Below are 12,547 nucleotides of genomic sequence, written 5' to 3' on the forward strand. Positions count from 1 at the left end.
AAAGTTACTTCAAACTTCACCCCAGAGAGCGCGATACTGAAGCCGTGCCCGATCGAAACGTGTTAGGCGGCCCGCTGGAACCGTGCGGCACAGAACCCGTGACCGGTTACTACCGTGACGGTTGCTGCTCCACCGGCCCCGAGGACCTCGGCCGCCACACGATCTGTGCGGTCATGACCGCCGAATTCCTGGAGCACCAGCGTTCCATCGGCAACGACCTTCAGACACCCGTGCCCGAATATCGGTTCCCGGGCCTGTTGCCCGGCGACCGCTGGTGCGTCACGGCGCTGAACTGGCTTCGGGCGCACCAGGACGGCTGCGCGGCACCCGTGGTGCTGGCCTCCACGCACGAACGCACCCTCGAGGTGGTGCCGTTGGAGGTGCTGCAGGAACACAAGGTCGACGTGCCCGACGACTTGGCGAACCTGTAGGACCACAGCGGATCGACGCCCGACGTCTGTGTCATATTTCTCTTCGACGACACGTCGAAAAGAGGATCCGGTGGGCTCTGCCGTTGACGAGATCGACTTCGACGACCTGACCGCGCCCAAGTTGACCGACGTCCAACGCCAGATCCTGGACTTCACCGAGGCCAGAGTCGTTGACTTCGACATCGACCGGATGCTCGCGGAAGCGGCCGAGGAGGCAGGACTCGACGACCTCGACGACGTCGACGGCTTCGGTGATCGGCTCGCCGCCCACGTCGCCGCGATCGAAGCCGACGAGGGTCTGCGCCAGCTCACGCGCGCGTCGTTGCGGCAACGCGTCGTACGGCTGCTGCGCAACCGGCTGTCCCTGACCGAGCTTCTCAAGCGGTATCCCGAGATCGAGGCAATCCCGATCGAGCGCCCGTTCATCGTCGTCGGGATGCCGCGTTCAGGGACCACCCACCTGGTGAATCTCATTGCCGCCGACCCGCGCCGGCGGGCCTTGCCGTACTGGGAGAGCCAGGAACCGATTCCCGCGCGCGGCCAGGGCCCCGGCATCTCCGGGGTCGATCCGCGTTACGCGCGAGCTAAATCCGAGCACGACGCGCTGATGGCCAGCGCCCCGGTGGTCGCCGCCATGCACGACCGATTCCCCGAGGCGATCGAGGAAGAGGTCGAACTCCTCGACCTCGATGTGGCGGCCTACGTCCTGGAATGGCACGCGCGGGTGCCGGATTGGCGTGACTACTACCTGGGCCTCGACCAAACCCGGCACTACGCATATTTGCGGAAAGTGCTGCAGGCGTTGACCTTCCTGCGGGGCTCGCGGACCTGGGTCCTGAAAAGCCCGCAACACTGCGAGCAGCTCGGCCCGCTCATGGCGACGTTCCCCGACGCGACAGTGGCTTTCACCCACCGCGATCCCGTCGCGGTGATCCAGTCGGCGATCACGATGATGGCCTACTCCGATCGGCTGCGCCGCACGAGCATCGAGCCAGACTGGCTGCTGGACTATTGGAGCGATCGGGTACACCGGTTGCTCGGCGCGTGCGTGCGCGACCGCGATCTCGTCCCGGCCGAACGCAGCATCGATGTCAGCTTCCACCAGCTGAACGGCAACGAAATGCCGGTGCTCGAACAGCTTTACCAACGCGGCGGCGTTGAACTGCCACCGAAGGTGCGGGCGCGCTTCCAGCAGTATCTGGACGGCAATCCGCGCGGCAAACACGGCCGCATCCACTATGACCTGCGGCGGCACTTCGGCGTCACGGCCGACGAGCTGCGCGGACGATTCGACTTCTACTTCGACCGGTTCGATGTCCATGCCGAGAGCTAGCCGGAAGGCGACACATCGATGAGTTTCGAACCGGTCTACCGCGGCAGGCCCGGCGCCGACGCCATGCGTCCCGCGGCCGCCGAACGGGCCGAGGAGATCGCGCCCGGGCTGTGGGTCTCACCGGGGCTGTCGAATTCCTACCTGCTCACCACGCGTGAGGGCCGGGTGATCATCAACACCGGCATGGGTTTCGAGGGCCCCGTGCATCGCGCGAACTTCGACGCCGTCGACCCCTCGCCGGTGCGCTATATCGTCTTCACGCAGGGCCACGTCGACCACGTCGGTGGTCTGGACAGCGTGCGCGACCCCGACACCACCGTGATCGCGCAGGCCAACTGGACGCTGTGGCGCGACGACAACGAACGCCTCATCCCGTATCGCGCCAGCCGTAGCGCCTTTGCATTCAAGGACACCCTGGCGTCCGGCATCCAAGCCATCCAGCGGCGGCTGGGGAGTAGCCGGCTCGCCGGCCAGAGCGTTCCCGTCGTCGATCTCGACTTCGAAGACACCTTGGCCCTGGAGGTTGGCGGCCGGCGGATGGAGCTGATCTCCGTGCCCGGGGGCGAAACCACCGATTCGCTGGTGGTGTGGCTGCCGGACGAGCGGATTTGCCTGTGCGGGAACGTCTTCGGCCCGCTATTCGGGCACATACCCAACCTGGTCACCATCCGTGGCGACCGGTATCGCGACGCGCTCACAACCATCGCCTCCGTGGAGCGGGTGCGCGACCTGCGGCCCGACCTCCTGGTGACCGGTCATTTCGAACCGATAGCGGGGGCCGAACTGATATACGCCGAACTGACCCGGCTGCGCGACGCGATCCGGTACGTCCACGATCGGACCGTCGAGGGGATGAACGCAGGCAAGGACGTCCGGACCCTGATGCGTGACATCGCACTGCCTGCGGAATACGAAGTGGGACAAGGCTATGGAAAGGTGGCCTGGGACGTGCGGGCCGTCTGGGAGAACTACTCCGGCTGGTTTCACCACGAGTCGACCACCGAGCTCTATCCGGTCGGGTTCGACAGCGTCGCACCGGACGTGGTCGAGCTGGCCGGAGCCGACGCATTGGTCAGCCGGGCGCGGGCACACCTCGCCGACGGCCGCCCGCTACAGGCCATCCACCTGGCCGAGCTTCTTCCGTCGGACCATGCCGGCGCTCGGGACGTGCTTCGGGACGCCCATGAAGAACTTCTGGCCGCCAGCACGAACTTCTGGGAAACCGCCTGGCTGCGCAACCAGATAGCGAGGAACTCATGACGGCGCGCGTCAGCTTCGACTTCACCGGAACCACCGCTCTGATCACGGGCGCCACCAGCGGGATCGGACACGCCACCGCGGTGTTGTTCCGCGACGCCGGCGCCCGCGTCGCGGTAACCGGGACCAAACCGACGTCGGACGACTACGACGTCGACCTGTCCGGCATGGATTATCACCAGCTCCAGATCAGCGACCCGCGTTCGGTGGACGCACTGGCGGACAGGTTCGACCGGCTCGACGTACTGATCAACAACGCGGGGGCCAATTTCCCTGGCGGCCTTGATGAATCCAAGCCCGACGGGTTCGACGCGTCGGTGGCGCTAAACCTCACCGGGCCGTACCGCTTGACGGTCGGGCTCTACCGTGCCCTGAAGGCGTCGACGGCCGCGGGCGGCGCCAGCGTGGTGAACCTGGCGTCGATGTCCGCGCTACGGGCCGTTCCTCTGGTACCCGGATACGGCGCGGCGAAGGCGGGGATCGTTTGCATCACAAGGAACCTCGCCGTCAAATGGGCCGGTAAGGGGATCCGGGTGAACGCTGTGGCGCCGGGGGCGATCGACACTCCGATGACCGCGCCCATGCAGGGCTCGGCCGAATTGGTGGACTCGGAGCTGGCGCATATCCCGCTGCGCCGGTTCGGCACCGTCGGGGAGATCGCCCCGACCATCGCCTTCCTTTGTACCGAGCAGAGTAGCTACACCAGCGGCGCGGTTTTCGTCGTCGACGCCGCGTCGGACTGCGTCTGAGACACGAGGAAAGCCATGTCAATTGCGTTGCGGCCCGAGGACTTCTACCATACCGGCATCATCGTGCCCGACCTCGATGCGGCCATGGGCCGACTTAGCGCTCTGGCCGGCTACCGGTGGATCACCCCGATGAGCTATACCCTACCGTTCCGCACCCCGACGGGTGTCCGCGAATTGACCTCGACGATCGTCTACTCCCTGCAGAGTCCGCACGTCGAACTCGTACAGGAGGTACCTGGGAGTCCGTGGACGGCCGCGCCGGGCAACGCGGTTCACCACCTCGGCTATTTCAGCGACGACCTGGCCGACAGTGCGCGCGCGCTGGAGGTTAACGGCTTCACGCTCGAGATGACGGCGGACGTTCCCGGTTCCGATCTCGGGCTATTCGCCTACTACACGGACGCTTTCGGCGCCCGCATCGAGATCGTCGACCGCGCGCTGTTTCCCGACTTTCCCGCGTTCCTGCGGTCGATGGCAGCCCCCGACGAGGCATGACGTGTTGCTGACGGTACTGCGCTTCAACTTCGCCTCCCCGCACGGCGAACCACGCACGCAGAGCCGGCTGTTGTCGGCCGCCCTCGAACTGGCGCAGTGGGGCGAGACGCACGGCATCACCTCCATCAGTGTCGACGAGCACCACGCGACCGGACACGGCTGGAGCTGCAATCCCATCATGGCGGCGGCAATGTTCTTAGCCCGGACGTCCACGCTGATCGCCAGCGTGGACTGTGCGCTCGGCCCGTTGTGGAATCCGGTGCGGCTCGCCGAGGACATCGCGCTCGTCGACAACATGAGCCGGGGCCGGCTGCACACCACTGTCGGCCTCGGCTACCGCACAGCCGAATATGCCGCCATGGGAGCCGATTTCGCGCGGCGGGGCGCTCTGATGGACGGCCTGCTCGAGCGGATGCTGTCGGTATGGTCCGGCACCGGCGCCGACGAGGGAATCTGCACCGGCACCTGGACCCGTCCGCATCCGCCGCTGTACGTCGGGGGTGGCGCCCGTGCCACGGCGCGACGCGCGGCGCGATTCGGGTTGCCCCTCAGCCTGGCCGACCACCTGCCCGACATCGCCGCCTACTACCGCGAGCTTTGTGCCGAGGCCGGCATGACGCCGCTCATTCTCATGCCGGGGCCCGTTAACCGCGGAATGATCTTCCTGCACGAGGACCCCGACCGGGCCTGGGCGGAACTCGGCGACCACATCCTCTGGGAGGCGTTTACTTACGGGGGATGGTCAACCGATCAACGGTCGCTGATGCATTTGCCCGGCGTGCAGACGCTGGACGAGGTCAAGGCGTCGGGTCGCTATCGCTTCCTGACTCCCGACGAGCTGATCGCGGAGGTCCGCGACGCCGACAACTACGGCCCGCTCGTGATGCACCCACTGGTCGGCGGCATGCCCGTCGACGAAGCGTGGAAGTCCGTTCAGTTGCTCACCGACAAGGTCCTGCCCGCGCTCGGCTGAGTCGCCAAACCCGTGATTGTGCAAGCCGATATCGGGTATGCGGCCGGTCATGAAGTTTGGAGCTAAGAAGACGCTGGCGCTCGCCGGTGGCACCGCCGCACTCGGTTTGGCGGTCGCCTTCGGCGGCGGTGCCGGCGCAAGCGCATTGGCAAGCAATCCTCCCGCGGCGCCGGTGCCCACGTCATCCAGCCAGGTGCCACCGCCGCCCCCACCGCCCGCTCCTGGAGGAACCTACGGTGGCAGCGGCACCACCGGCACGGGTGGTGGCGGCGCCGCCGGGGGTGCCGGTGGGGGAGGCGGAGGCGCGGGTGGCGGCGGCGGCTGAGCCGTCGCGATCACCCGCCGAGCCCGCTCAGGTCCGGCCGCCCGCCGAGGCGCTGCACCGTGGCGCTGGCGGCCGTTGACGCGCGCCTACCCGCTTGGAATGGTGAGGCGCCGTCGCGCAGGGCGGAGATGAGCGCGCTGATCGTCCACATCGCCGCGATCAGAATCAGGGCGAGCCGACGCATCACCAGACCAAGGGTCGGTGCTTCAATGGGGAGATGGGTGACCTCACGCCCGAAGTGGCGATCCTGGACGATTACGCCGGCGCGGCCCTGCGGCTTGCGGACTGGTCACCGGTGCAAAACCGGTCCCGCATAACAGTTTTCGACCGGCACCTGTCCGAGGACGAGGCGGCGGAAGAGCTGCGGCCGTTCGATGTGATCTGCACCCTGCGCGAACGGATGGCGCTACCACGAACGCTGCTCGCGCGGCTGCCGAACCTGAGACTGATCACGATCGTCGGAAGAAGCCTGCCCAACCTGGACCTGGGTGCGGCGACAGAGCGGGGCATCCTCGTCGCCCATACCGACTTCGCCCATCCGCGATTCCGATCCGTGCACGACGCCACCCCCGAATTCGCCTGGGGATTGCTGATCGCCACGGTACGCAACCTGGCCGAGGAACACCGGCGGATGCGAGGCGGCGGCTGGCAGGTGACGACGGGTCTCACGCTGTCCGGCAAGACGCTCGGCTTGTTGGGCCTCGGCCGGGTGGGCAAGCGGATGGCCGAATACGCGAAAGTCTTTGGCATGGAGGTCATCGCGTGGAGCCAGAACCTCACCGCCGACGCCGCCGCGGCGGCCGGCGCGCGCCGGGTCGAGAAGGTGACGCTGTTCGAGGAGTCCGACGTGGTCTCCATCCACGTCGTCCTGTCGGAACGCACTCGTGGTCTGGTGGGTGAAGCCGAGCTGGCCCTGATGAAGCCGCAGGCATACTTGATCAACACGTCGCGGGGCCCGATCGTCGACGAGGCCGCGATGATCGCCGCCCTCGAAACCGGGCGCATTGCCGGTGCGGGGCTGGACGTCTATGACGTCGAACCGCTGCCGTCCGATCACCGATTGAGGCTGCTGCCGAATGTGACGCTGTCTCCACACCTGGGATACGTCACTCGTGAGATGCTCGGTGCCTTTTACTCCGACACCGTGGAGGCGGTGGCCGCCTGGTTGGACGCGGCCCCGATCCGGATCGCGAACCCTGAGGCGTTTCGGGGTTGATCAGGGGCGTCTCCGTTTCCAGTGCGGGCTCTTGACCGCTTCGAGCGCTTCGGTGACGTAGCGATCCAGCGGCCATGGGCGACCGGACTGGCGTACCCATTGCTGGAAGCCGAAATCGGCTGCGGCGAAGGCGAGTTGGACCAGCAAGCCGGGGCGTAGGTCGACATCGGAGTTCACGCCCATGCGTTCGGCTATCAGCTTGGCCGCCCGCTCCTTGTCGGCGGGCGTGTGAACGGTCACCTTACGCAGCAGGTCGGGGGCCACCAGCAGCGCTTCTCGCCACTCGTCGGTGTCCGCCTGCTCGAACGATCGGGTCCGCGTGATGATGGCGTTGATCAGCGCGACATCAGGGGGCTCACTGGCGGGCCGCTGCTCGAGCAGGTTGACGATCGCCGCGCCGCCATGGCGAACGGGTGCGAGCAGCAGCTCTTCCTTCGTCGGCACGTGCCGGAAGAAGGTTCGCGGCGAAACGCCTGCGGCGGCGGCGATTTCTTCCGTCGTCACGGCGTCGTAACCGCGCTCGACGAAGAGCCGGAACGCCGCGCGCCTGATGTCGGCCCGGATCTGCGCGCGCTGCCGATCGCGCAGCGACTCTCCTCTGGGCAAAGTCACCGGAAGCAGCCGATTCCGCCGTCGACGTGAATGGTCTGGCCGGTGATGAATGTCGCGTCGCTGCCCAGCAGGAAGGCGACCAGCGCGCCCACGTCGGTTCGGACATCCCCGATCCGCTTCATCGGCACGCGTCCCACGGCTTTCTCGTACTCCTTGGGCGCGAACGACTTCCAGAATTTGACCCCGTCCGATTCGGCGAACGGGCAGATGACGTTGACCCGGATGTTGTCGCGTCCCCACTCCAGAGCGGCGACCTTCGACAGGCCCCGGATGGCCTCCTTGGCGGCGGCATATCCGCCCCATTTTGGTTCGCCGCCGGTGCCCGTCCCGGATCCGAGATTGACGATCGACCCGCCGCCCGCCTCGACCATAACGGGATGAACGGCCTGCATGAGCAGGAACGTCGCCCGCGGGCCGACGTCGTGACCGAGTGCGAAGTCCTCGGTGGTGATATCCACGAACGCCTTCGGTTCGTTGGTGGCGATCGCATTGTTGACCAGCCCGTGCACCGTGCCGAAGGCGTCGACCGCGGCCGTCACAATCCTTCGGGCGCTGTCCGGGTCGCGCAAGTCGGCGGTCAGCTTCTCGACGCGTCCCAACGATGACAGCTCGTCGGTTGTCTTGCCCAGCAACTCGTCTTGGATGTCGACCAGCAGCACCGCCGCCCCGCGTTCCAGCAGCGCGGCCGCGGTGCCCCTGCCCACGCCCTGGGCGGCGCCGGTGACGATCGCGACGTGGTCGCGCAGCGAGAAGGGATGGCTGTAGGTCATGAGGAGGCGAGCGCGGGCGCCGGGCGGCCCGCGAACATGGGCAGGTCGAGGTAAGTCTTGATGCCGGGTTCGGCGGCGCAGACGTCGGGAATGGCGTTGACGCAGTGATTGGCCGTGGCCACCACGCCCGGATTCTTCACCAGCCCTTCGGCGATCGTCTCGGGCTGCAGACCCTTGAAGGTGAGGCTCACGGTGGGGTCACCGGTGATCTCGACCTCGAAGCGTTCACCCTTGCCGCCGAAATTCCAGGCCGGCTCCAAGTTCTCCTCACCCATCAGCCAGTTGACCGCCGCGGTGATGACCGGCTCGCCGTCGACCAGGGCCTGCCAACGGAACCGGCGCGCGGCCACGGTTCCGGTGGTGATCGGAAACGGCGCATAGTCGATGTCGGCGGTCGCGACGGCGACGTCCTGAATGGTCCTGATGTTCGGTTCGATACGAAACCCCATGTGGTCTGCGATCATTCGCACCGACTGCTTGAAGCCGGCCTCGAGCAGGCCGGCCATGGGCCCTTGCATTGCTTCCTCGGGGGTGCCGCCGAAGCCCATGATGTGGCGCACGACGTCCGGGGCGTTGTAGGTGCGGATGTCGGAGAATTCCTCGGCCCGGATGTGGGTGACCGCCGACGAGAGGGACGACAGCATGAGCGGGAATCGTTCGGTGATGCCGCCGGGGTGGATCCCGGAACCGTGCAGAGTTACGCCACCTTCCACCGCGGCGTCTGCGACGGCCTGGTGCCTGGGGTTACCCGGATCGGGGTACACCCAGCCGACCGGGGTGACGACGTTCTTGCCGGATCGCAGGATCGCGATCACCTCTTCGTCGTTGGGAATCAGCGGGCTGTACATGACGCAGTCGGCGTCCAGCGCCAGGATCTCGTCGATGCTGGAAGTGGCCGTGACACCGAGGTCCTGAATTCCGAGGATTCGCCCTACGTCGACCCCGTTCTTGTCGGCGCTGTGCACCCAGCAGCCCGCCAGCTCCAGCCGTGGATGGTTCAGGACGCACGCGATGGCCGCCTTGCCGACGCCTCCGGTCGCCCACTGAATGACACGAAGCTTGGACGGACTACTCATCTGCTGACCTCCGAATTGCATGCTTTACACGCCCACGACCGGACTGGCACAGTATGACCGGTTGACAGTGACTGTCAACATCCGACTGGAGTAGGAAGGCCTGTCATGAGCATCCTCGACGGCAAGGTCGCGATCGTCACCGGAACGAGCCGCGGCGTGGGCGTCGGCATCGCCCACGAATTGCTCCGGGCCGGCGCCACCGTCGTCGGCTGTTCGCGTTCACCGCTGGACGCCATCCCCGGTTGCGAAACCGACTGGGCCGCACGGGCCTTCCAGAAGGTTTGTGATCAAGGAGACTACCGAGCGATCGACTCCTTCGTTGCCGAGGTCGTCGCCGAGCACGGCCGGATCGACATTCTGGTGAACAACGCCGGCGGGACCGTTCCGGCGCCGCACGTCGACAGCATTCCCGAGTTGGTGCAACGCATCCAGGGGGCGCCGGCCAGCGACGACGAGTACGAGCGAACGGCGCTGTTCCACGCGTACGCGGTGCAGATGAACCTGATCAGCCCGCTGTGGTTCGCGATCCGCGCCTACCGGCAGATGCGCACCCAAGAGGGCGTGGGCTGCATCATCAACATCTCCAGCGGCGCCGGGCATCCGGCGGGGTCGCCGACGTTGGTTTCCTACGGTGCGGCCAAGAGCGGGCTCAACCATCTCACCCGCTCGCTGGCCGAGGAGTGGGGGCCCAAGGTGCGGGTCAATTGCATCGCGCTGGGACCGACGATGACCGAGAACTTCCGGTCGTTCGTGCTGCCCAAGGACGACCCAACCGGCGCAAAGTATTTCGCCGCCGTCCCGCTGCGGCGTGCGGGTGATCCCGCGGAGGTGGGCAGGGTCTGCGTGTTCCTGGCCGGCGGCGAGGCCGACTTCGTCAACGGCACCACCATCGAGCACGACGGGGGCATGCTGCCCGGCGTGCTGTACGAAGCGGGCCTGAAGACCATCACCGATCTGCTCTAATCGTTTACATGAGCAGTTCCTTGGAGCCCACCCGCGAGCAGTTCGCGGCCCTAGCCGCCCGGCCGGCCGACGCACCGGTGGTGATGGTCAACTTGTTGAAGTTCAAGACGCCGGGTGGTCTGGAGTCCTACCAGCGCTACGGGCAGGAGGTCGCACCGCACCTGCAGCGGGTGGGTGCCACCGTCCGCTACGCGGGAACCGCGCCGGCCTTCGTCATCGGCGATGGCGAAAGGCCTTGGTGGGACGCTATTCTCCTCGTTGAGTATCCGACGCCGCAGGCGTTCATCGACATGGTGACCACCGCCGAGTACGCGGCGGTGCACGAACATCGCGCCGCCGGTTTGGACCGCGGTGACCTCATCGCGACGTCAGCGTGGTCACTCGCGGCCGACTGACTCAGAGCTTGTAACCGATGGCGCGCAGCAAGTCGTGGCGTTCGGCCGCGTCGCTGTCGCCTTCCACTCCGAGGGGAGTCTCTCCGTCGATGACGCCCACGATGCCGCGACCGTGCGGGGACACCGCCACAATGACTTCCACTGAATTGGCTGTGGCGCAGTAGATCCCGCAGACTTCGGGCACCGCTTTCACCGGGTTGAGGACATTGACCGGAAAGCCCTCACGCAAGAAGATCACGAAGCTGTGTCCGGCCGCGATGGCCAGCGCGGCGTGAGTTGCCAGTTCGACCAGGTCCGCGTCGTTGCCGCTGCGGCGAACCAACCGCGGCCCGGACGCCTCGCAGAAGGCCACTCCGAACCGCAGCGACGGGCTCACTCCGGCCAGGGTCTCGTGCAGGTCTTCGACCGTTTTGATGAAATGCGCCTGGCCGATGATCACGTTGACATCCGCTGGCTTGTCAACGGCCACCACATCCCAGTTCAACGATCGCGTCGCCACGAACCCATGCTGCCACCAGTCCACCGCCGGCCGAAAGACCGCGATGTTCGAAGAGGGCCTTCGCCCGGGCGCTAGTCGAGGTCTAATTGATGGATGGAACTGATGATGCCCACCGACGCGATATTTCTGCTGGGCGAGTCGCGGGAACATCCCATGCACGTCGGCGGTCTGCAGTTGTTCGAGCTGCCGGAGGGCGCCGGCCGCGGCTTCGTCCGTGACCTCTACGACCGCTTGGTGGCGCAGGATGATTTCCAGCCCACGTTCCGCAAGCATCCGGCGACGTTCGTCGGCGGAATCGCGAACCTGGGCTGGTCCTACGACAAAGATGTCGACATCGACTACCACGTCCGGCGCTCGGCGGTGCCCTCGCCCGGGCGGATCCGTGAACTGCTCGAGCTGACCTCGCGGTGGCACAGCAGCCTGCTCGATCGTCATCGCCCGCTGTGGGAAACACACATCATCGAGGGACTCAAGGACGGCCGGTTCGCCGTCTACACGAAGATCCACCACGCACTGATCGACGGCGTCTCCGCGCAGAAGCTGATGCAGCGCGCATTGTCGACCGACCCCGACGATACCGAGATCCGCGCGCCGTGGAGCCTGCCCAAGAGCAAGCGCAAGCGGAACCCGGTGAGTCCCCTGACTTCGGCGCTGCATGCGGCGGGATCCCTTGCGGCGCTTGCCCCGTCGACGCTCTCGCTGGCCCGGGCGGCGCTGTTCGAACAGCAGCTGACGCTGCCGTTCGGGGCCCCGCGCACCATGCTGAACGTCAAGATAGGCGGCGCGCGCCGCTGCGCGGCACAGTCATGGTCGTTGGACCGCATCAAGAGCGTCAAGAAGGCCGCCGGCGTGACCGTCAACGATGTCGTGCTGGCGATGTGCTCGGGCGCCCTGCGCTACTACCTGCTCGAGCAGAACGCGTTGCCGGACACCCCGCTGATCGCGATGGTCCCCGTGAGCCTGCGCACCGAGGAGGAGGCCGACGCCGGGGGCAACCTCGTCGGCGCCATCCTGTGCAACCTCGCCACCGATACCGACGATCCCGCACAGCGATTGCAGACCATCAGCGATTCGATGCGCAGCAACAAGAAGGTGTTCTCGCAGTTGCCTCGCTTCCAAGCGCTGGCGCTGTCCGCCGCCAATACGTCAGCGCTCGCTTTGGCGGCGGTCCCCGGTTGGGTGGCGTCGACGTCGCCGCCGTTCAACATCATCATTTCGAACGTGCCGGGGCCCACCCAGCCGATCTACTACGGGGGCGCTCGCCTCGACGGAAACTATCCGCTATCGATCGCGCTCGACGGACAGGCGTTGAACATCACGCTGGCCAACAACGCCGGAAACCTGGACTTCGGTCTGGTGGGATGCCGGCGCAGCGTGCCGCACCTGCAGCGGCTGCTCGCGCACCTCGAGTCATCGCTCAAGGACCTGGAACGCTCGGTCGGGTCCTGAGGGA

General features: G+C 66.6%; 16 protein-coding genes. 11 read left to right on the forward strand and 5 right to left on the reverse strand.

All coding sequences use genetic code 11. The features are described from left to right. The first annotated feature begins 44 nt into the window (after positions 1 to 44). The 7 genes from A5711_RS01360 (at position 45) to A5711_RS26715 (ending at position 5,563) form a co-directional block, all read left to right on the forward strand. Positions 45 to 431, forward strand: coding sequence for a DUF2237 family protein (locus tag A5711_RS01360; RefSeq protein ID WP_067943329.1), 387 nt, complete (start codon positions 45 to 47; stop codon positions 429 to 431). 70 nt (positions 432 to 501) lie between these two features. Then, positions 502 to 1,764 (forward strand): sulfotransferase, encoded by a 1,263-nt coding sequence (locus A5711_RS01365; RefSeq protein ID WP_067943331.1) that lies wholly within the window; start codon positions 502 to 504, stop codon positions 1,762 to 1,764. Positions 1,765 to 1,782: 18 nt separating this feature from the next. Then, a complete protein-coding gene (locus tag A5711_RS01370) occupies positions 1,783 to 3,024 on the forward strand; it encodes an MBL fold metallo-hydrolase (RefSeq protein ID WP_067943333.1) in 1,242 nt (413 codons plus the stop codon). Continuing rightward, positions 3,021 to 3,770: an SDR family NAD(P)-dependent oxidoreductase gene (locus tag A5711_RS01375; RefSeq protein WP_067943336.1), complete on the forward strand. Its 750-nt coding sequence runs from the start codon at positions 3,021 to 3,023 to the stop codon at positions 3,768 to 3,770. The genes A5711_RS01370 and A5711_RS01375 overlap by 4 nt, the downstream gene beginning before the upstream one ends. Positions 3,771 to 3,785: 15 nt before the next feature. After that, positions 3,786 to 4,265, forward strand: a complete 480-nt coding sequence (locus tag A5711_RS01380) for a VOC family protein (RefSeq protein ID WP_067943338.1) — start codon at positions 3,786 to 3,788, stop codon at positions 4,263 to 4,265. A gap of 1 nt (position 4,266) precedes the next feature. Further along, on the forward strand, positions 4,267 to 5,238 hold the full coding sequence (locus A5711_RS01385) for an LLM class flavin-dependent oxidoreductase (protein ID WP_067943340.1): 972 nt from the start codon (positions 4,267 to 4,269) through the stop codon (positions 5,236 to 5,238). Positions 5,239 to 5,287: 49 nt separating this feature from the next. Next, the gene (locus tag A5711_RS26715) at positions 5,288 to 5,563 is read left to right on the forward strand and encodes a hypothetical protein (protein WP_156744710.1); all 276 of its coding nucleotides are present in this window, start codon (positions 5,288 to 5,290) and stop codon (positions 5,561 to 5,563) included. Positions 5,564 to 5,573: 10 nt separating this feature from the next. On the opposite strand, the gene A5711_RS26720 is transcribed toward A5711_RS26715, so the two are convergent. Further along, positions 5,574 to 5,750 (reverse strand): hypothetical protein, encoded by a 177-nt coding sequence (locus A5711_RS26720; RefSeq protein WP_197520720.1) that lies wholly within the window; start codon positions 5,748 to 5,750, stop codon positions 5,574 to 5,576. 30 nt (positions 5,751 to 5,780) lie between these two features. Between A5711_RS26720 and A5711_RS01390 the strand changes: the two genes are divergently transcribed. After that, the gene (locus tag A5711_RS01390; RefSeq protein ID WP_067943342.1) at positions 5,781 to 6,779 is read left to right on the forward strand and encodes a D-2-hydroxyacid dehydrogenase family protein; all 999 of its coding nucleotides are present in this window, start codon (positions 5,781 to 5,783) and stop codon (positions 6,777 to 6,779) included. Here the strand turns inward: A5711_RS01390 and A5711_RS01395 are convergent, their stop codons facing one another. The 3 genes from A5711_RS01395 to A5711_RS01405 are packed head-to-tail and all read right to left on the reverse strand — an operon-like array spanning position 6,780 to position 9,237. Next, complete coding sequence (locus tag A5711_RS01395; RefSeq protein ID WP_067943344.1) at positions 6,780 to 7,391, reverse strand: TetR/AcrR family transcriptional regulator; 612 nt, start codon at positions 7,389 to 7,391, stop codon at positions 6,780 to 6,782. Then, on the reverse strand, positions 7,388 to 8,161 hold the full coding sequence (locus A5711_RS01400; RefSeq protein WP_067943346.1) for an SDR family NAD(P)-dependent oxidoreductase: 774 nt from the start codon (positions 8,159 to 8,161) through the stop codon (positions 7,388 to 7,390). Before A5711_RS01400 ends, A5711_RS01395 begins: the two co-directional genes overlap by 4 nt. Further along, positions 8,158 to 9,237 (reverse strand): dihydrodipicolinate reductase, encoded by a 1,080-nt coding sequence (locus A5711_RS01405; protein ID WP_067943423.1) that lies wholly within the window; start codon positions 9,235 to 9,237, stop codon positions 8,158 to 8,160. The genes A5711_RS01400 and A5711_RS01405 overlap by 4 nt, the downstream gene beginning before the upstream one ends. Before the next feature lie 105 nt (positions 9,238 to 9,342). Here A5711_RS01405 and A5711_RS01410 point away from each other — a divergent pair, with 105 nt between their 5' ends. After that, positions 9,343 to 10,200, forward strand: a complete 858-nt coding sequence (locus A5711_RS01410; protein ID WP_067943348.1) for an SDR family NAD(P)-dependent oxidoreductase — start codon at positions 9,343 to 9,345, stop codon at positions 10,198 to 10,200. Between the two features lie 8 nt (positions 10,201 to 10,208). Next, on the forward strand, positions 10,209 to 10,595 hold the full coding sequence (locus A5711_RS01415) for a DUF1330 domain-containing protein (protein ID WP_067943350.1): 387 nt from the start codon (positions 10,209 to 10,211) through the stop codon (positions 10,593 to 10,595). Position 10,596: 1 nt separating this feature from the next. Here the strand turns inward: A5711_RS01415 and A5711_RS01420 are convergent, their stop codons facing one another. Then, positions 10,597 to 11,094, reverse strand: coding sequence for an adenosine-specific kinase (locus tag A5711_RS01420; RefSeq protein ID WP_067943425.1), 498 nt, complete (start codon positions 11,092 to 11,094; stop codon positions 10,597 to 10,599). Positions 11,095 to 11,187: 93 nt separating this feature from the next. On the opposite strand from A5711_RS01420, the gene A5711_RS01425 reads away from it, so the two are divergent. Continuing rightward, complete coding sequence (locus tag A5711_RS01425; protein ID WP_067943352.1) at positions 11,188 to 12,543, forward strand: wax ester/triacylglycerol synthase family O-acyltransferase; 1,356 nt, start codon at positions 11,188 to 11,190, stop codon at positions 12,541 to 12,543. Positions 12,544 to 12,547 lie beyond the last annotated feature (4 nt).

The sequence above is a fragment of the Mycobacterium sp. E2238 genome (assembly GCF_001672665.1).
In the GTDB taxonomy this organism is placed as follows: Bacteria; Actinomycetota; Actinomycetes; order Mycobacteriales; family Mycobacteriaceae; genus Mycobacterium.

What these genes read in the sequence shown, in the direction of transcription:
- A5711_RS26715 (WP_156744710.1), top strand. Translation starts at nt 5,288, where the DNA reads ATGAAGTTTGGAGCTAAGAAGACGCTGGCGCTCGCCGGTGGCACCGCC.
- A5711_RS01375 (WP_067943336.1), top strand. Translation starts at nt 3,021, where the DNA reads ATGACGGCGCGCGTCAGCTTCGACTTCACCGGAACCACCGCTCTGATC.
- A5711_RS01410 (WP_067943348.1), top strand. Translation starts at nt 9,343, where the DNA reads ATGAGCATCCTCGACGGCAAGGTCGCGATCGTCACCGGAACGAGCCGC.
- A5711_RS01415 (WP_067943350.1), top strand. Translation starts at nt 10,209, where the DNA reads ATGAGCAGTTCCTTGGAGCCCACCCGCGAGCAGTTCGCGGCCCTAGCC.
- A5711_RS01425 (WP_067943352.1), top strand. Translation starts at nt 11,188, where the DNA reads ATGGAACTGATGATGCCCACCGACGCGATATTTCTGCTGGGCGAGTCG.
- A5711_RS01380 (WP_067943338.1), top strand. Translation starts at nt 3,786, where the DNA reads ATGTCAATTGCGTTGCGGCCCGAGGACTTCTACCATACCGGCATCATC.
- A5711_RS01370 (WP_067943333.1), top strand. Translation starts at nt 1,783, where the DNA reads ATGAGTTTCGAACCGGTCTACCGCGGCAGGCCCGGCGCCGACGCCATG.
- A5711_RS01405 (WP_067943423.1), bottom strand. Translation starts at nt 9,237, where the DNA reads ATGAGTAGTCCGTCCAAGCTTCGTGTCATTCAGTGGGCGACCGGAGGC.
- A5711_RS01400 (WP_067943346.1), bottom strand. Translation starts at nt 8,161, where the DNA reads ATGACCTACAGCCATCCCTTCTCGCTGCGCGACCACGTCGCGATCGTC.
- A5711_RS01390 (WP_067943342.1), top strand. Translation starts at nt 5,781, where the DNA reads ATGGGTGACCTCACGCCCGAAGTGGCGATCCTGGACGATTACGCCGGC.